A 15,796-nucleotide genomic window follows, 5' to 3' on the forward strand; every position below is an offset into this window, starting at 1 on the left:
TCCGGGCGTTCGAACCGACCGGGACGGGAAGATCGACCAACTTGTTCTATTGGCAACTTATCCATTCATGTCCGGATAGCTGTCAACTCTCTGTGACGGCCTGATAACTCTTCGGGCCATGAACAAGATCACCCGCCGGCAGGCCTTGGGCACCACCGCCGGCGCACTCACCGCTCTCGGCATAGCCGGCGCCACCGCGCACGCAGCCGTCACCGACTCCCGTACCACGCAACCCGTGGGCGCGGTCGACGAGGTGTACCAGGGCCGCCGCATCCAGATCAGCCCCGCCGGAGGCGGCCACCACGGCGGCCACGGCGACCATGGCGGCGGCCACTCCGCCGGACTGCCCACGGTCCTCATAGACGGCCGCGAGCTCCACGTGATGCGCAACGCCGACGGCACCTGGATCAGCGTGGTCAACCACTACGAGACCTTCACCGATCCCCGCACGCTCGCCCGCGCCGCCGTGCGCGAGCTGCAGGGCGCCGTCCTCGCCCCGTTCGCGCCCATGGGAGGCCCGGCATGACCGTCCGCAAGAACCAGGCCTCCCTCACCGCTGAGGAGAAGCGCGCCTTCACCAACGCGCTGATCGAGCTCAAGCGCACCGGCGCCTACGACCGGTTCGTCACCACGCACAACGGCTTCATCATGAGCGACACCGACTCCGGCGACCGGGTCGGCCACCGCTCCCCGTCCTTCCTGCCGTGGCACCGCCGCTTCCTGATCGAGTTCGAGACCGAACTGCAGAAGGTGGACCCGAAGGTCGCCCTGCCGTACTGGGACTGGACCACGGACCGCACCTCCCGCGCCTCGATCTGGTCCGCCGACTTCATGGGCGGCACCGGCCGGGCCCGTGACGGCCAGGTCATGGACGGCCCGTTCGCGTACGCGGCCGGGAAGTTCCCGATCAACGTACGGGTGGACGGGCGCGCGTACCTGCGGCGCTCGCTCGGCTCCGGCGTGGCCGAACTGCCGACCAAGGCCGAGGTCGACGCGGTCCTGAACATGCCGGTCTACGACATGGCCCCGTGGAACAGTTCCTCGAACGGCTTCCGCAACAACCTGGAGGGCTGGCGCGGCGCCAACCTGCACAACCGGGTCCACGTGTGGGTCGGCGGGCAGATGGCCACCGGCGTCTCCCCCAACGACCCGGTGTTCTGGATGCACCACGCCTACATCGACAAGCTGTGGGCCGAGTGGCAGGCCCGCCACCCGCAGTCGCCCTACCTGCCCGCCGCCGGCACGGCGAACGTGGTGGACCTGAACGACACCATGCGGCCGTGGAACGACGTCACCCCGGCCGACATGCTCGACCACCGCAAGTTCTACACCTTCGACACCGAGCCGGCCGCGGCCGCCGCCAGCCAGCGGTAGTGCAGCTCGGGGCGGCCCACCTGGCCGTACCGGGGGGTGCGGTCCGCACGCCCGGTGTCCACCAGGTGCTCCAGGTAGCGGCGGGCGGTGATCCGCGAGATCCCGGCCGCCTCCGCCGCCCCGGCCGCGGTCAGCCCCTCGGGTGAGGACCGCAGCAGCGCGGCGACCCGGTCCAGGGTCGGCGCGCTGAGCCCCTTCGGGAGCTCGGCGGGGAGCGGGGTGCGCAGGGCCGCCAGCGCCCGGTCCACGTCGTCCTGTCCCGCCGCCTCCCCCGCCGTGGCGCGGAACTCGGCGTAGCGCAGCAGCCGTTCGCGCAACGTCGGGAAGGCGAAGGGCTTCAGTACGTACTGGACCACCCCGAGCGAGACGCTCTCGCGGACCACGGCCAGGTCCCGCGCCGAGGTCACCACGATCACGTCGACCGGATGCCCGGCGGCCCGCAGCCCGCGCGCGAAGCGCAGCCCGTGGCCGTCGGGCAGGCCCAGATCGAGCAGCAGCAGGTCGACCCCGGTGCGTTCCAGCACCCGGGTGGCCTCCGCCAGCGAGTGGACGGCGCCGACCACGCTGAAGCCGGGCACCCGGCCCACGTACAGCGCGTGCGCGTCGGCGACGACGGGATCGTCCTCGACCACCAGCACGCGCACCGCGGGCCCCCGGCCCGCACCCGTCCCGGTCATGCCGGCACCCCTTTCCCGATGGGCAGTCGTACGGTGAACTCGGCTCCCCCGCCCGGGACTTCGGCGGCGTCCGCACTGCCGCCGTGCCGCACGGCCACCTGCCGGACGAGCGCGAGGCCGAGCCCACGCCCCTCCCCCTTTCCCGACCAGCCCCGCCGGAACACCTCGGCCGCGGCCCCCTCGGGCAGCCCGGGGCCGTTGTCGGCCACGCGGATCAGCAGCCCGTCCTCCTCGGGACGCACCGTGACCTCGATCCGGGCCCCGGGGACGCCCGTCAGCGCGTCCACGGCGTTGTCGAGGAGGTTGCCGAGGACGGTGACCAGGTCGCGGGCAGGGAGCGCCTGGACCCCCGGGGCGCCGCGGCCGGATCCGACCGCGCGGCTGTCCCGCGTCACGACCAGCTCGACCCCGCGCTCGTGCGCCTGGGCGGCCTTGCCGAGCAGTAGCGCCACCAGCACGGGCTCGCCGACGGCGGTGACCACCTCGTCGGTGAGGGCCTGGGCCAGCTGGAGTTCGGCGGTGGCGAAGTCCACCGCCTCGTCCGCGCGGCCCAGTTCGATGAGCGAGACCACGGTGTGCAGCCGGTTGGCCGCCTCGTGGGCCTGCGACCGCAGCGCCTGGGTGAACCCGCGCTCGTGGTCCAGCTCCCCGGTGAGGGACTGCAGTTCGGTGTGGTCGCGCAGGGTGACCACGGTGCCGCGGCGGCCGCCGCCCGCGACGGGCGCGCTGTTGAGGACCAGCACCCGCTCCGCGGTCAGGTGCACCTCGTCCACCCGGGGCCGGTCGGCGAGCAGCGCCCCGGTCAGCGGCGGCGGCAGGCCGAGGTCGGCGATCGAGCTGCCGCGCACGTCGCCGTGCAGGCCCAGCAGTTCGCGGCCGGCGTCGTTGATCAGGGTGATCCGGCGCTGCCCGTCGAGCATCAGCAGCCCCTCGCGGACGGCGTGCAGAACCGCCTGGTGGTAGTCGTAGACGCGGCTCAGCTCGGTCGCGTTCATGCCGTGGGTGTGGCGGCGCAGCCGGGCGTTGACGACGTAGGTGCCCACCGCGCCGAGGGCGAGGGCCCCGGCCGCGACCCAGACGACGGCGGACAGCTGCGCCGCGAGCCGGGCGCTGATCACGCGGACGGTGATGCCGGCGCTGACCATGCCGACGACCCGGCCGTCGTCCAGGATCGGGGTGACCACGCGCATGGACGGGCCGAGGGTGCCGGTGTAGGTCTCGCTGAAGGTCTCGCCGCGCAGGGCGGGCGCGGTGTTGCCGAGGAAGGGCTCGCCGATGCGGCGCGGGTCGGGGTGGGTCCAGCGCCGCCCGTCCGGGGCCATGATCGTCACGAAGTCCACCTCCGAGTCGACGCGGACGCGCTCGGCGTAGGGCTGGAGGCGGGCCGTCGGATCGCCGCCGTGCGCGGCCCCGCGCGCGGCGTCGAGGACGGCGGGCGAGTCGGCGACGGCGCGGGCCACGGCCCCGGCCTGGCGCCGGGCGGCGTCCTCGGCCTGCCCGCGGGCGGTGGCGTACGCGAAGACGGCGCAGCCGGCGACGACCACGGCGACGAGCAGCACCTGCATGGCGAAGAGCTGGCCGGCGAGGCTGCGCGGCGGACGGGGGAGGCGGAGCATGGCGCTCAGTGTGCACCGCGGCGAGAACTCAATGAACGCAACGGTGACCGGGCTCACAGTACTGGGCGATGGTCTGGCGGGACGATTTTCACCACCAGGAGGCGAACGTGGCCGCCAGACGCGACAAGACCCACTACCTGTACATCGCGGTGATCACCGCGGTGCTGCTCGGCATCACCCTCGGCTTCGCCGCTCCCGGCGTGGCCGTGGAGCTCAAACCGCTCGGTACCGGCTTCGTGAACCTGATCAAGATGATGATCTCGCCGGTGATCTTCTGCACGATCGTGCTGGGCATCGGGTCGGTCCGCAAGGCGGCGAAGGTGGGCGCCGTGGGCGGTCTCGCCCTCGGCTACTTCATGATCATGTCCACGGTGGCGCTGGCCATCGGCCTGCTGGTCGGGAACCTGCTGGAGCCGGGCAGCGGCCTGCACCTGACGGAGGCGGCGAAGCACGCGGGCGAGGCCCAGGCCAAGGCGGGCGGGGCGCAGAGCACGCCGGAGTTCCTGCTCGGGATCATCCCGACCACGCTGGTGTCCGCCTTCACCGGCGGCCAGGTGCTGCAGACCCTGCTGGTGGCGCTGCTGTGCGGGTTCGCGCTGCAGGCCATGGGTCCGGCGGGCGAGCCGGTGCTGCGCGGGATCGGGCACGTGCAGAAGCTGGTGTTCCGGGTGCTCGCGATGATCATGTGGGCGGCGCCGGTGGGTGCGTTCGGCGCGATCGCCGCGGTGGTCGGGGCGACGGGGATCGACGCACTGAAGTCGCTGGCCGTCATCATGATCGGCTTCTACACGACCTGTCTGCTGTTCGTGTTCGTCGTGCTCGGCGCCCTGCTGCGGGTGTGCACCGGGATCAACGTCCTCGCGCTGCTGCGGTACCTGGGCCGGGAGTTCCTGCTGATCCTGTCCACCTCCTCGTCCGAATCGGCCCTTCCGCGGTTGATCGCGAAGATGGAGCACCTGGGCGTCTCCAAGCCGGTGGTCGGCATCACCGTACCGACGGGCTACTCCTTCAACCTGGACGGGACCGCGATCTACCTGACGATGTCCTCGCTGTTCGTCGCGGAGGCCATGGGCAAGCCGCTCGCCCTGGGCGAGCAGGTCTCGCTGCTGCTGTTCATGATCATCGCGTCGAAGGGCGCCGCCGGGGTGACCGGTGCGGGACTGGCCACCCTGGCCGGCGGACTCCAGACGCACCGGCCGGAGCTGGTCGAGGGCGTCGGACTGATCGTGGGCATCGACCGGTTCATGAGCGAGGCCCGCGCGCTGACGAACTTCGCGGGCAACGCGGTGGCCACGGTGCTCATCGGCAGCTGGACCAAGGAGTTCGACCGCGAGCGGGCCACCGAAGTCCTCGCGGGTCGTCTGGAGTTCGACGAGACCACGCTGGTCGACGACGGTCACGGTACGGAACCCCCCTCCGTACCCGGCCAGTCGGCCGCCGCCAAGGACGGGGTGCCGGCGTAGCCGGTCCCGGCCACAGGGTCGGCCGGGCAGGGACCGCCCCCGCGGCACCCGGCCCGGCCGGCCTGCGGTTCTACCGATTCCACCGATCGTTTTCAGCCATTCGAGCTTCAATTCGGCTGCGCTAAAAGGTACTTCCCCCGAGGGGCACGCGTCTGACATCTTGCGTCCACCACTCGTTTCGTACGGCCCGGTAACTGCCATCCGCGCACCGGGTCATCGGAGGACGCATTGATACCCCACATATCCAGCCGACCCCGACGTACCCTCGTTCTGGCCGCGTCGCTCGGCGCGGCCCTGGCCTTCGGGGCCCCGGCGGCGTTCGCCGGCACCCCCGTGGTGCCGTCCGCCCCCGCCAAGGCCCCGGCCAAGGCTCCGGCTGCGGCGTCGGCTTCCCAGAGTGCGACCTGGGCCGCCGGCACCCGCGCCTACCTCGTGATCACCGCCCCCGGTGACAACTCGGCCGTGCGTTCGGCCATCACCGCCAACGGCGGCACCGTCTTCTCGACGTTCGACGCCATCGGCGTGATCGTCGCCCACTCCTCCTCCGCCGACTTCGCGACCGCCCTGCGCGGCGTCAGCGGCGTGCAGCAGGTGGGCGCGACCCGCACCTCGGACGTCCCGGCCGACGCCTACAACCCGGCGCTGCCCGCCAACCCGTCGCAGTCGACGACCCCGGCCGGCGAGCCCGTCCGCGCCGACATGAGCCAGATCAAGGCCGACCAGGCCTGGGCCGTGACCACCGGCTCGTCCGCGGTCAAGGTCGGCATCCTCGACACCGGTGTGGACGACCAGCACCAGGACCTGGCCCCGAACTTCAACGCCGCCGACTCGGTCTCCTGCGCCTACGGCAAGCCCGACACCCGCGCCGGCGCCTGGCGGGACGTCGGCGAACACGGCACGCACGTGGCCGGTACGGTGGCGGCCGCCAAGAACGGCAAGGGCGTCGTCGGCGTGGCCCCGGGCGTGAAGATCTCCTCGGTCCGCATCGCCGAGCCGAACACCTCGCTCTTCTTCGCCGAGAACACCATCTGCGGCTTCGTGTGGGCCGGCGACCACGGCTTCAAGGTCACCAACAACAGCTACTACACGGACCCGTGGCAGTTCAACTGCCCGGACAACGCCGACCAGGCCGCCATCATCGAGGGCGTCCGGCGCGCCCAGGCGTACGCCGAGGGCAAGGGTTCGCTCCAGGTCGCCGCGGCGGGCAACGAGAACTACGACCTCGCCAACAAGACGACGGACAGCGCCAGCCCGAACGACTCCACGCCGGTCACCCGCACCATCACCAACGCCTGCATGGACATCCCGACCGAGCTGCCGGGCGTGGTGACGGTCGCCGCCAACGGCGACGGCGTCACGAAGGCCTCCTTCTCCAACTTCGGCCGCGGCATCATCGACGTCTCCGCCCCGGGCAGCAACGTCTACTCCACCGTCCCCGGCGGCAAGTACAGCACCATGAGCGGCACCTCGATGGCCTCCCCGCACGTGACGGGCGTCGCCGCGCTGATCGCCAGCACCAACCCGGGCATCACCCCGGCGCAGATCCGCGAGAAGCTGGCCACCCAGGCCAACGACATCGCCTGCCCGGCGGACGGCCGCTGCACCGGCACCACCGCCAACAACGGGTTCTTCGGCGAGGGCCAGGTCGACGCCCTGAAGGCCGTCGGCAGCACGCCGCCGCCCGGCAAGTACTTCGAGAACCTCGGTGACTTCGCCATCGGCGACAACACCACCGTGGAGAGCCCGATCACCGTCAGCGGCGTCACCGGCAACGCGCCGGCCACCCTCAAGGTGGGCGTGAAGATCGTGCACACCTACATCGGCGACCTGAAGGTGGACCTCATCGCCCCGGACGGCTCCGTGTACACGCTGCACAACCGCGCCGGTGGCGGCACCGACAACATCAACCAGGTCTACACGCTCAACGCCTCCTCCGAGGTGGCGAACGGCACGTGGAAGCTCCGGGTGAACGACAACGCGGGCGGCGACACCGGCCGGATCGACGCCTGGAACCTCACCTTCTGAGGCAGGACGACCCGCGCGTGACCCCACGCACGGCTGCACGAACGCACGTACGCAGGCCATCGGGAGCGGCGATCCGCCCCGGTGGCCTGCGCCGTTCCCGCTCCACCCCGCCCCGCCCGCGCCTACCGGGACCGGGGCCTGGTCCGCAGCACGCAGTCCCCGCACAGACCACCACCGGGCACCTTGTAGTACAGGCAGCAGCTGCGCCGTACGAAGGCCACCCCGAGCCCTTCTTCGTGGAGGAAGGTGCCGGTCCCGCCGAGCGGCCCGTCCTCGGCCAGCAGGCCGGCCGCCAGGCCGACCGCCGCGCCGCCCGGCACCCGGTCGAGGAGCACCCGCAGCGCGCCCACCAGCCCGGAGGCGGCGTTGCCGCGCAGCACCTGCGGCGACACCCCGTACCGCTCCCGCAGTCCCGCCCCGAGGGGTTCCAGGTTGCCGAGGACGGTCGCCCCGAGCTCCGCCGCCGGCCGGCCCCCCTCGCCGGGCGCGGGCAGCCACAGCTCCAGCGATCCGGCGGCGGGCAGCCGCCACCACACCCGGTCGGGCGCCAGGTCCGGCACCCGCCCGCCCAGCGCGGCGCAGCCGAGGCCCAGGGACCACAGCCGCGAGGCGATCCCGAACTGCGCGGTCGACGCCGCCACCCGGCCGGGGCCGCTGCCGATCCGCCGGCCCACCTCGGCCACGTACGGCCCGAGGTGGTCCCCGTACAGCGCGGTGAGGGGCCGGAAGCCGGCGCCGGGCGGCTCGGGTCCGTACGGGACGGCGAAGAACGGCCCCACGGCCGCCAGGCGGCGCAGTACGTCGTCCATGTCCATGGCGAAGATGATCTCAGGCGGCGGACGCGTCGCCGACGGCGCCCGCCCCGGCCCCCTGCGGCGCCGACTCCCCCGCCGCCGCGCCGCCGCGGGTCGGCCCGGTCCCCGGCCGGCCGGCCCGCGCCCGGCGGACCGCCGGACCCATGGCGTACGAGGCGGCCATCAGCACGGCGCCGAGCAGCAGCCAGCCGGGGATCCCCCACAGCAGGAGCAGGGAGGTGAGCACGGTGGGGCCGAGGGTCCGGGCGATCGGCACGCCGGTTCCGAAGAACCCCTGGTACTGGCCGATCCGCTCGGCGGGGGCCAGCGAGAAGCCGATCTGCCAGGACCCGGCGGACTGCCGCATCTCCCCGTCCGCCTGGAGCACCGCGCCCGCGACGAGCAGCGCCGCGGCCGCCCAGCCGGCCCCGGGCAGCGCCGAGAGCGCGAACACCGCGCAGGAGGCGGCCATGACCAGACCGGACACCCGCACCGCCCGGCTCGCCGCGTCCAGGTCGGTCACCGGCCGGGCCGTCCGGACCTGGAACAGCATCACGGCCACCGTGTTGAGCACGAACAGCGCCGAGACGAGCCAGCCGGGGGCGCTGGTGCGCTCCACGATCCACAGCGGGATCGCCAGGCTGAGCAGCGGCATCCGCAGCAGCAGCACCGCGTTCAGCAGGGTCACCAGGGCGTAGGGCCGGTCCCGGAGCACCTCCAGCCGCGGTTCCCCCGCCACCGGCCCCGGCGCGTGCGCCACCCGGGGCAGGCGGAGCAGGAAGCCGGCGCAGACGAGGAAGGTCACGGCGTCGAGGGCGAGCGCCGCCAGGAAGGCCCGCTCGGTGCCGGCGCCGAGGGCGAGGCCGCCCAGAGCGGCGCCCAGGGCGAGGCCGGCGTTGAGCACGGCCTGGAGGTGGGCCAGGACGCCCGTCCGCTGCTCGGCGGGGACGACTCCGGCGAGCAGGGCCTGGCGGGCTGCGGCGAGCCCGCACTGGGCGGTGGCGTAGCAGGTGACGGCGGCCAGGAAGGCCCCGTACGAGCGGACGACGAGGAACGAGGCGACGCAGGCGGCGGTGGCCAGGGCGAGCAGCACGGAGGTGCCGCGGGGGCCGCGCCGGTCGGCGAGCGCCCCGAGCGGGACGCCGGCGACCGAGCCGACGGCCCAGGCGAGGGTGAGGCCGAGGCCGATCCGGGCGGGCGAGAGGCCGACCACGCGGGTGAAGTAGAGGGCCGAACAGACGTAGTAGGCGCCGTCGCCGACCGAGTTGGCCAGTTGGGCTGCGGCGAGCCGGCGGGGGGCTCCGGGCGCGGGGAGTATCCGTGTCGTCACCCGTTCATTCCATCAGTGGAGTGGCCCGTGAGAGTGGTCCAATCGACCCACCTTCCAGCGGGCCACTTCGGCGCCGGCGGAGGTCCGTCGGACCGCTGCCGCCACCCCCGGCGGGATGTCCGGCAACATCCGGTTGACGGCCGCCCGCGGGGGCGCGCCGGGCGGGTGTTCGGCGGCAACCCGGCCCGCGGACATCTTCGCAGGTCAGAGGTGATAAAAACGGTGTTCGGCGATCTCCGGGGCGGCCGTCCGGGGGGCCGTCGAAAAACATGGCCGCGCCGTTGCCATTTTGGGGGTTCATGCGAGCCCGTTATCGGGCTACATTGAGCCACTCGCGTTCACCTGACATCGCGTTGCCTTTCACCCACGTTTTGCGCGGGGGGTGACGTCAGGAGCGCAGACTGTACAACCACCCCACCGCCCAGAAGGACCGAAGGCTCCGTGCCCGTACCCGTACTCCTCGCCGGCCGCACCGTGCGGCTGGAGCCCCTCGCCCCGCACCACGCCGAGGCCTTGGCCATGGCCGGGGCCGAGGATCGTACGACCTACGCCTTCACCCCCGTCCCCCACGGGGTCCAGGCGTCCCACGAGTACATCGAACGCGCCCTCGCCGATCAGGCGGCGGGCCGGTCGCTCCCGTTCGCCGTGGTGAGAGCCGCGGACGGCCTGGTTGTCGGTTCCACCCGGTTCCTGGAGCTGGACTACTGGCAGGGGCCGTTGGTGTGGCCCGCCGTCCCCGGGGTCCCTTTCGGTGATCCGCTGACGGCGATCCCCGATGCCGCCGAGATCGGGAACACCTGGCTGTCCCCGAGCGCCCAGGGCACCGGGATCAACACGGAGGCGAAGCTGCTCATGCTGCGCCATGCCTTCGAGACCTGGGGGGTGCGGCGGATCTCGCTGCGCGCCGACGCCCGCAACGTCCGCTCGCGGGCCGCGATGGAGCGCCTCGGGTTCACCCCCGAGGGGGTGCGCCGGGCCCATTCGCGGGGGCTGGACGGGGTCGTGCGCAGCACCGCCTTCTACTCGATCCTCGACGAGGAGTGGCCGACCGTGCGGTCGATCATCGAGCTGAAGATGTCGGCCCGGGCTCCGCGCAAGCGCCGGCGCAAGACGCTCGTCCCGGCGTAACGGTCCTGCACCGGGCCCTGCGCCCGGTCCCGCACCTGGTCCTGCGGCCCCCGTCCCGACGTCCGCCCGGCATCCGCCGGGCGGGGTCCGGGGCGGGGGCCGTCGGCGCCCCGCGACAGAAGCGGAATGAGGAGCATCATTTGTCGGGGGTCGTGCGGCCCCCGCGGGGGCCCGGCCGGGGCGGGCGCGGAGCTCCGTCGGTCCGTCAGGTGTTCGGCAACGTGCGGCCCCAGAGCAACCCAAGAGCTGGAAAAAAGCGGAACCGGGGAACACGTAGGCTCATCCTTCGAACGGAAGAGACCACCCCCCGATGGGGCAGCACCAGCCGGAGAGCAACCGCACATGTCGTACTCACCCGACGGACAGCACCAGCCGTACCGGTCGGAAGGGCAGTACCGTCAGCAGCCCTACGGCACCTCGTACGCACAGCCGTACGAACCCCAGCAGCAGCACCAGCCCCCGTACGGGCCCCCGCAGCCGCACTACGAGGAGCAGGAGCCCGAGGACGTACGGCGTCCGCGGCGCGGCCGCCGCTGGCTGATCGCGGTCGTCTCCTTCCTCGCCCTCGCCGGTATAGCCGCCGGCGTGATGTGGCACTTCGAGATACCCCCCTTCACCGACAAGGGCAAGGAGGTCTCCTTCGGGAAGCCGGCCGCGGGCGCCAAGGGCGGGGCCGAGCCGAAGCAGAACCCGAACGCCAAGGCGCTCATGCCGACCGGCCCGGCGGCCGAGTTCAAGAACTCGATGACCCTGAACGACGGCACCCACGTCGCCGTCACCACGCTGGACGGCAAGAAGTCCGGCTTCAAGGGCAAGGTCTGGGTGTGGGCGCCCAAGGAGTACAACGACCCGAAGTTCGCCAAGAGCGGCTTCCCGGTCCTGATCGCCCTGCCGGGCGGCGCCGGCTACCCCAACAACTACTGGATGGGCACCGACCTGGGCCTCCAGACCAGCATCAGCAAGTGGTACGCCGAGGGCAAGAGCAAGCCGTTCCTGCTGGCCATGCCCGTGCTCAACCCGTCCGGCGACGAGAAGGGCATCTACTGGGACGGCTCCGACATCCCCGGCCAGCCCAAGATGGGCACCTGGCTCACGGAGGACGTGCCGGACCTGATGAAGGCGAACTTCCGCACCATCAAGTCGCGTGACGGCTGGGCCTTCATGGGCTCCTCCACCGGCGGCTTCGCGAGCCTGAAGGCCGTGCTCAAGCACCCGGACAAGTTCAAGGCCGCCATCTGCTCCGGCCCCGACGTCGTGCCGGACTCCCCGCTGTGGAAGGGCCACGAGAAGGAGAAGGCCGAGAACGACCCGGGGACGCTCGCGAAGGCCCTCATCGACAAGAAGGGCCCGGAGGTCTACCTCGCCTTCCAGGTCGGCGACAACGAGAACAACAAGAAGACCCTGCCCGACGCGCAGAAGTGGATCGCGACCTACGGCAAGGGACCCGTCCACACCAGCATGAGGGTCATCCCGGGCGGCCAGCACAACGCCAAGACCTACGTGCCCAGCATGGGCGAGGGCCCGATCCAGTTCATCAGCAAGGTCATGGAAGGCCCGGTGGAGTAACCGCCGGTACGGGCTCCTCCGCCCGCGAATGCTCCGGCCCGCCGAACACCATCGGCGGGCCGTCGCCGTTCCAGGGAGCCCAGCCCGGGTCGCCGGATACGGCGAAGCGCACCCACGCCGCGTGCATCCGGTCGGCCAGCTCCTGCGGGGCGCCCGGCCCGGCCAGGCGCTCCCCCTCGGGCACGCCAAGGGTGTCGAAGACGAAGCCCAGCTCCAGGGCGTGGCAGGCGCCCAGCCCCGGGATGCCGGACGGCCAGGCGAACTCGTACAGGAAGCTCGGCGCCGCCGCCGGGTCCGCGGCCCGCGCGCCGGCGAGCCGGCGCAGCGGGTCCCGCAGCAGCCGGTCCGTGAGCAGCTGGCCGACGATCTCGGCCGGGCTCGCCCCGGGCAGCGTCTCCCGCAGGGCCTGGACCGCGGCGCGGTCCTTGCCGCTGCGTGCCCGGGCCAGGGCGACGGCGAGCGGCCCGAGCCGGTCGAGCAGGCGCATGGCTCCGGTGGGGGCGAGCCAGAGCCGGTACTCCTCGCTGGTCCAGCCGAGCAGCAGCGGTACGCCGGCGGCCCGGACGGCGGCCTCCCGCAGGGGGTCGCCGGGCAGCGTCGCCGGGTCGGTGACCAGTCCGAAGGCGGGCCCGGCGGCCAGGGGGCCTGAGCGGCGCGAGGCGGCGCCCTGGGCGGCGAGCAGGTCCGCCGGCGGGAGCGCACCGAAGGCCTCGGCCGTGGCGGGCACCTTCAGCAGGGCGGCCATCCGCCGGACCATGGCCCGGACCCGCTCGCGCGGCAGCGCCTCGGGAGCGCCGCTCTGCAGGGCGGCCTGCGCGAACAGCCCGGCGGCCCGCGGGGCCGCGAGCAGCGCGCCGGCGCTGATCGCACCGGCGGACTCGCCGAACACCGTGACGCGGGCGGGGTCCCCGCCGAAGGCCTCGATGTTCTCCTGCACCCAGACGAGGGCGGCGATCTGGTCGAGCAGGCCCCGGTTGGCGGGGGCGTCGGGGAACAGCCCGTACCCGAGGACGCCCAGCCGGTAGTTGGCCGAGACGAGGACCACCCCGTCGCGGGCGAAGGCGGAGCCGTCGTAGACGGGGACGGCCGAGGAGCCGCGGGTGAGCGCGCCGCCGTGCAGCCAGACCATGACGGGCAGTCGGGCGGCGGGGTCCGGGTCCGGGGTCCACACGTTGAGGTTGAGGCAGTCGTCGCCGGGGATGTCCGGGTCGGCGAGCAGAACGGCGAACCGCGGCGGGTAGGGCACCTTGGGGGCGGTGGGACCGTACGCCCCGGCGTCGCGGACGCCGTCCCAGCCGGTCGGGGGCTCGGGGGCGGCGAACTGCAGGGGTCCGACGGGCGGGGCGGCGTACGGCACGCCGCGGAAGACGGCGATCCCGCCGGGGCCGGTCCGCCCCTCGACCACGCCGCACCGGGTCCTGGCCCGGGGCCGGCCGCCGACGCCCGCTGTGCTCATCGCGTCCTCCGAGGAACCATTGCGTCCGGCACGTCCGGCACGGTCTCCCAGTGTGCCGTCAAAAGGCCGCGCACGTTCGCACAGGCGCCCCACGGGTGACGGGGCGTGCCCCGCCCGGGCCGGCCCGGGTTGGACCGGCATGTCATCCCTGCACATCCCCCGTACCGTCCGTACCGTCCGTACCGTCCGTACCGGCCGTCCCCGCCGGATCCGCCCGCTCGCCCTGGCCGGCGCGGTGCCCCTGCTCCTGCTCGCGGCCGTCGGGACCGCCCGGGCGGGCTCCGGCGACTTCCAGTACGTGAACGAGCGCGACCGGATCGACCGGGTGAGCACGCCGGAGGGTTGCCAGGAGGCCCGGGGCGGCGGCGCCCGCGGGGTGGTCAACGACACGCCCGCCACCGCGACGCTCTGGTCGGGGCCGGGCTGCACGGGCCGGGCGGTCGCGGTGCTCCGGCCCGGTGCAGGCGGCCAGATCACCCCGCGGTTCGCGTCCGTCCGGTTCGAGATCACCACGAAGGCCCAGCGGCCGTGACCCCCGGGCCCCCGCCGCGTTGTACGCCATGTCACATGCCGCAGATCCTTGCGGCGCCCACCTCAGGAGGAGATTCTCGATGTCGCGTATCGCGAAGGCAGTCGCCGTCACCGCTGCCGCCGGTAGCGCCCTGGCCGCCGGTGCGGGTCTGGCCGTCGCCGACGCCGGAGCGCACGGTGCGGCGATCGGCTCGCCCGGTGTCCTGTCGGGCAACGTCGTCCAGGTCCCGGTGCACGTCCCGGTCAACGTCTGCGGCAACTCCGTGAACGTGATCGGCCTGCTGAACCCCACGTTCGGCAACACCTGCATCAACGCCTCGGGCGGCGCCGAGCACCACACCGAGGGCAGCTACGGCGACTGACCGCCGTCCCCGCCCGGCCGCGGCCGTTGACGACGAGGGCCCCCGCCGTGCGGCGGGGGCCTTTCCGTACGCCGTGCGCGTCCCAGGCCGTGCGCGTCCCGGGCCGAAGGCCGCCGGGGCCGGTGAGCGGGCTCACTCGTAGCGGTACAGGCCCCGGTGGCCGAGCATCTCGCGCGGGGTGACGTTCCACGGCGGCATCGGCTCGTCCAGGGAGATCACCCGGCCGCGCTGGAGGTCGCCGAGCTCCAGGGGGGCGGCGGGCAGGTAGCCGGAGTCGGGGTGCTGCTGCTGCCAGCGGTCCCAGAGCAGGTCGACGAAGGCGTGGTGCAGCCAGAACGCCGGGTCGTTGGGGGCCGCCCCGCCGGTCATGTGGCCGCCGATCCACTGGTGGACCTTGTTGTGGTTGCGCCAGCGCTCGCTCTTCGGGGCGGCCCAGCCCTCCAGCTTGTTGCGGAACCCGCCGTCGCGCGCCGTGGAGTTCCACGGCGGGGTGTCGTACACCGGGTCGTCGAGCGCCCATTGGAGCTCGGACCGGGTGGGCAGCGTGACGGGGTTCTGCGGCCGGCCCAGGTTGCGGGTGAGGAAGCGGGCCTCGGAGGCGCCGACCGTGATCTCCCAGTTGCCCTGTCGGTGGGCGAACGGACCGGTCAGCACCTGGCGGTCGCCGTCCCGGCCGGTGCCGCCGAGGAAGTCCTCGGCCCACAGGGAGGAGGCCGGGCTGCTGTCGCTGGTCCAGTCCCAGTACGGGACGGTCACCCCCGGGTCGACCTCCTGGAGCAGCCGCTCGAACTCCAGCAGGTAGCGCCGGTGCCAGGGGAAGAACGACGGGGACATGTGGCCCACCCGCAGCTTGGTGTCCCGGTCGGCCACGAAGTACCGGTCGTGCGTGCGCACCAGGTCGTCGTAGGCGCCGGTCCGTTTGAGCTGCAGGACGGCCGCCGTGAACCGCCTCTTCTGGGCGCTGGTCAGGTCACGCTGGTTGTGCCGGGTGTACACCGCGGAGCTCCTTGCGATCCGTGCGTCAGCCGTGCTGCGGGGCGGCGAGGGCCAGCTGCGTGGTGCCGAGCTCGTCCACGGCGGCGCGGGCGACCTCCAGCGGGGTCGCGAAGGACTGGAAGTGGTTGACCCCGCTGAGGTAGCTGCCGTCGGCGCGCCGCATCACGTGCAGCGGCCGGCCGTCGATGCTGACCCCGGCCTCGGTCACCGCGATGTGCCGGCCGCGGTACGTCTCCGTCTCCTCGGCCAGCGGGGCCGGGGTGAGGGTCTGCCGGGGCCGGCGGGCACGCAGGACGGGGGCCAGGGTCGCGGCGGTGCCGGCGAGCACCGCCGCTGTGAAGGCCGTGCGCAGGACAGCGCGGCGGGTCGGTCGTGCCCAGGCGGATGCGGTGTGCATACGTTCTCTCCCTCGCTCGGTGGTTCGCGCTACGGGGTCTAACGCGGCGCGGCGGGCGAGGTCACCTGGGCGGCCCGGATG

15 protein-coding genes are annotated in these 15,796 nt (G+C 73.2%); 8 read left to right on the top strand and 7 right to left on the bottom strand.

Annotated features, from left to right (window positions below; translation table 11 throughout):
* Positions 1-118 precede the first annotated feature (118 nt).
* Both melC1 and melC2 read left to right on the top strand, forming a co-directional pair.
* Positions 119-526, top strand: a complete 408-nt coding sequence (gene melC1, locus ACZ4VL_RS08935) for an apotyrosinase chaperone MelC1 (protein ID WP_468197502.1) — start codon at positions 119-121, stop codon at positions 524-526.
* Positions 523-1,374, top strand: a complete 852-nt coding sequence (gene melC2, locus ACZ4VL_RS08940) for a tyrosinase MelC2 (protein WP_468197504.1) — start codon at positions 523-525, stop codon at positions 1,372-1,374. The genes melC1 and melC2 overlap by 4 nt, the downstream gene beginning before the upstream one ends.
* Here melC2 and ACZ4VL_RS08945 read toward each other — a convergent pair.
* Positions 1,326-2,051 (bottom strand): response regulator, encoded by a 726-nt coding sequence (locus ACZ4VL_RS08945; RefSeq protein WP_468197506.1) that lies wholly within the window; start codon positions 2,049-2,051, stop codon positions 1,326-1,328. The genes melC2 and ACZ4VL_RS08945 overlap by 49 nt on opposite strands.
* Positions 2,048-3,667, bottom strand: coding sequence for a sensor histidine kinase (locus tag ACZ4VL_RS08950; RefSeq protein ID WP_468197509.1), 1,620 nt, complete (start codon positions 3,665-3,667; stop codon positions 2,048-2,050). Before ACZ4VL_RS08950 ends, ACZ4VL_RS08945 begins: the two co-directional genes overlap by 4 nt.
* 68 nt (positions 3,668-3,735) lie before the next feature.
* Between ACZ4VL_RS08950 and ACZ4VL_RS08955 the strand changes: the two genes are divergently transcribed.
* Both ACZ4VL_RS08955 and ACZ4VL_RS08960 read left to right on the top strand, forming a co-directional pair.
* Positions 3,736-5,130, top strand: a complete 1,395-nt coding sequence (locus tag ACZ4VL_RS08955) for a cation:dicarboxylate symporter family transporter (RefSeq protein ID WP_468197511.1) — start codon at positions 3,736-3,738, stop codon at positions 5,128-5,130.
* Between the two features lie 228 nt (positions 5,131-5,358).
* Positions 5,359-7,155: a S8 family peptidase gene (locus ACZ4VL_RS08960; RefSeq protein ID WP_468197514.1), complete on the top strand. Its 1,797-nt coding sequence runs from the start codon at positions 5,359-5,361 to the stop codon at positions 7,153-7,155.
* 122 nt (positions 7,156-7,277) lie between these two features.
* On the opposite strand, the gene ACZ4VL_RS08965 is transcribed toward ACZ4VL_RS08960, so the two are convergent.
* Positions 7,278-7,970 (bottom strand): (2Fe-2S)-binding protein, encoded by a 693-nt coding sequence (locus ACZ4VL_RS08965; RefSeq protein ID WP_468197515.1) that lies wholly within the window; start codon positions 7,968-7,970, stop codon positions 7,278-7,280.
* 13 nt (positions 7,971-7,983) lie between these two features.
* Positions 7,984-9,279 (bottom strand): MFS transporter, encoded by a 1,296-nt coding sequence (locus tag ACZ4VL_RS08970; RefSeq protein WP_468197516.1) that lies wholly within the window; start codon positions 9,277-9,279, stop codon positions 7,984-7,986.
* 441 nt (positions 9,280-9,720) lie between these two features.
* Here ACZ4VL_RS08970 and ACZ4VL_RS08975 point away from each other — a divergent pair, with 441 nt between their 5' ends.
* Entirely contained in the window at positions 9,721-10,407 is a 687-nt protein-coding gene (locus ACZ4VL_RS08975; protein ID WP_361085594.1) for a GNAT family N-acetyltransferase, read from the top strand.
* A 342-nt stretch (positions 10,408-10,749) separates the two neighbouring features.
* The gene (locus ACZ4VL_RS08980) at positions 10,750-11,973 is read left to right on the top strand and encodes an alpha/beta hydrolase (protein WP_468197518.1); all 1,224 of its coding nucleotides are present in this window, start codon (positions 10,750-10,752) and stop codon (positions 11,971-11,973) included.
* Here the strand turns inward: ACZ4VL_RS08980 and ACZ4VL_RS08985 are convergent.
* A complete protein-coding gene (locus ACZ4VL_RS08985; protein WP_468197520.1) occupies positions 11,951-13,429 on the bottom strand; it encodes a carboxylesterase/lipase family protein in 1,479 nt (492 codons plus the stop codon). The genes ACZ4VL_RS08980 and ACZ4VL_RS08985 overlap by 23 nt on opposite strands.
* A gap of 139 nt (positions 13,430-13,568) precedes the next feature.
* Here ACZ4VL_RS08985 and ACZ4VL_RS08990 point away from each other — a divergent pair, with 139 nt between their 5' ends.
* Positions 13,569-13,961 carry a hypothetical protein gene (locus ACZ4VL_RS08990; RefSeq protein WP_468197523.1) on the top strand — a complete coding sequence of 131 codons (393 nt, stop codon included), beginning with the start codon at positions 13,569-13,571 and terminating at the stop codon, positions 13,959-13,961.
* 79 nt (positions 13,962-14,040) lie between these two features.
* Positions 14,041-14,322, top strand: coding sequence for a chaplin (locus tag ACZ4VL_RS08995; RefSeq protein WP_468197525.1), 282 nt, complete (start codon positions 14,041-14,043; stop codon positions 14,320-14,322).
* Between the two features lie 132 nt (positions 14,323-14,454).
* Here ACZ4VL_RS08995 and ACZ4VL_RS09000 read toward each other — a convergent pair whose 3' ends face one another.
* Both ACZ4VL_RS09000 and ACZ4VL_RS09005 read right to left on the bottom strand, forming a co-directional pair.
* The gene (locus ACZ4VL_RS09000) at positions 14,455-15,318 is read right to left on the bottom strand and encodes a tyrosinase family protein (protein ID WP_468197527.1); all 864 of its coding nucleotides are present in this window, start codon (positions 15,316-15,318) and stop codon (positions 14,455-14,457) included.
* Positions 15,319-15,343: 25 nt separating this feature from the next.
* The gene (locus tag ACZ4VL_RS09005; protein WP_468197530.1) at positions 15,344-15,715 is read right to left on the bottom strand and encodes a tyrosinase family oxidase copper chaperone; all 372 of its coding nucleotides are present in this window, start codon (positions 15,713-15,715) and stop codon (positions 15,344-15,346) included.
* Between the last annotated feature and the right edge of the window lie 81 nt (positions 15,716-15,796).

The sequence above is a fragment of the Streptomyces sp. NPDC029014 genome (assembly GCF_055564695.1).

Excerpts from the sequence above, each read along its gene's own strand:
- melC1 (WP_468197502.1), top strand. The coding sequence starts at position 119 with ATGAACAAGATCACCCGCCGGCAGGCCTTGGGCACCACCGCCGGCGCA.
- melC2 (WP_468197504.1), top strand. The coding sequence starts at position 523 with ATGACCGTCCGCAAGAACCAGGCCTCCCTCACCGCTGAGGAGAAGCGC.
- ACZ4VL_RS08945 (WP_468197506.1), bottom strand. The coding sequence starts at position 2,051 with ATGACCGGGACGGGTGCGGGCCGGGGGCCCGCGGTGCGCGTGCTGGTG.
- ACZ4VL_RS08950 (WP_468197509.1), bottom strand. The coding sequence starts at position 3,667 with ATGCTCCGCCTCCCCCGTCCGCCGCGCAGCCTCGCCGGCCAGCTCTTC.
- ACZ4VL_RS08955 (WP_468197511.1), top strand. The coding sequence starts at position 3,736 with ATGGTCTGGCGGGACGATTTTCACCACCAGGAGGCGAACGTGGCCGCC.
- ACZ4VL_RS08965 (WP_468197515.1), bottom strand. The coding sequence starts at position 7,970 with ATGGACATGGACGACGTACTGCGCCGCCTGGCGGCCGTGGGGCCGTTC.
- ACZ4VL_RS08980 (WP_468197518.1), top strand. The coding sequence starts at position 10,750 with ATGTCGTACTCACCCGACGGACAGCACCAGCCGTACCGGTCGGAAGGG.
- ACZ4VL_RS08985 (WP_468197520.1), bottom strand. The coding sequence starts at position 13,429 with ATGAGCACAGCGGGCGTCGGCGGCCGGCCCCGGGCCAGGACCCGGTGC.
- ACZ4VL_RS08990 (WP_468197523.1), top strand. The coding sequence starts at position 13,569 with ATGTCATCCCTGCACATCCCCCGTACCGTCCGTACCGTCCGTACCGTC.
- ACZ4VL_RS08995 (WP_468197525.1), top strand. The coding sequence starts at position 14,041 with ATGTCGCGTATCGCGAAGGCAGTCGCCGTCACCGCTGCCGCCGGTAGC.
- ACZ4VL_RS09005 (WP_468197530.1), bottom strand. The coding sequence starts at position 15,715 with ATGCACACCGCATCCGCCTGGGCACGACCGACCCGCCGCGCTGTCCTG.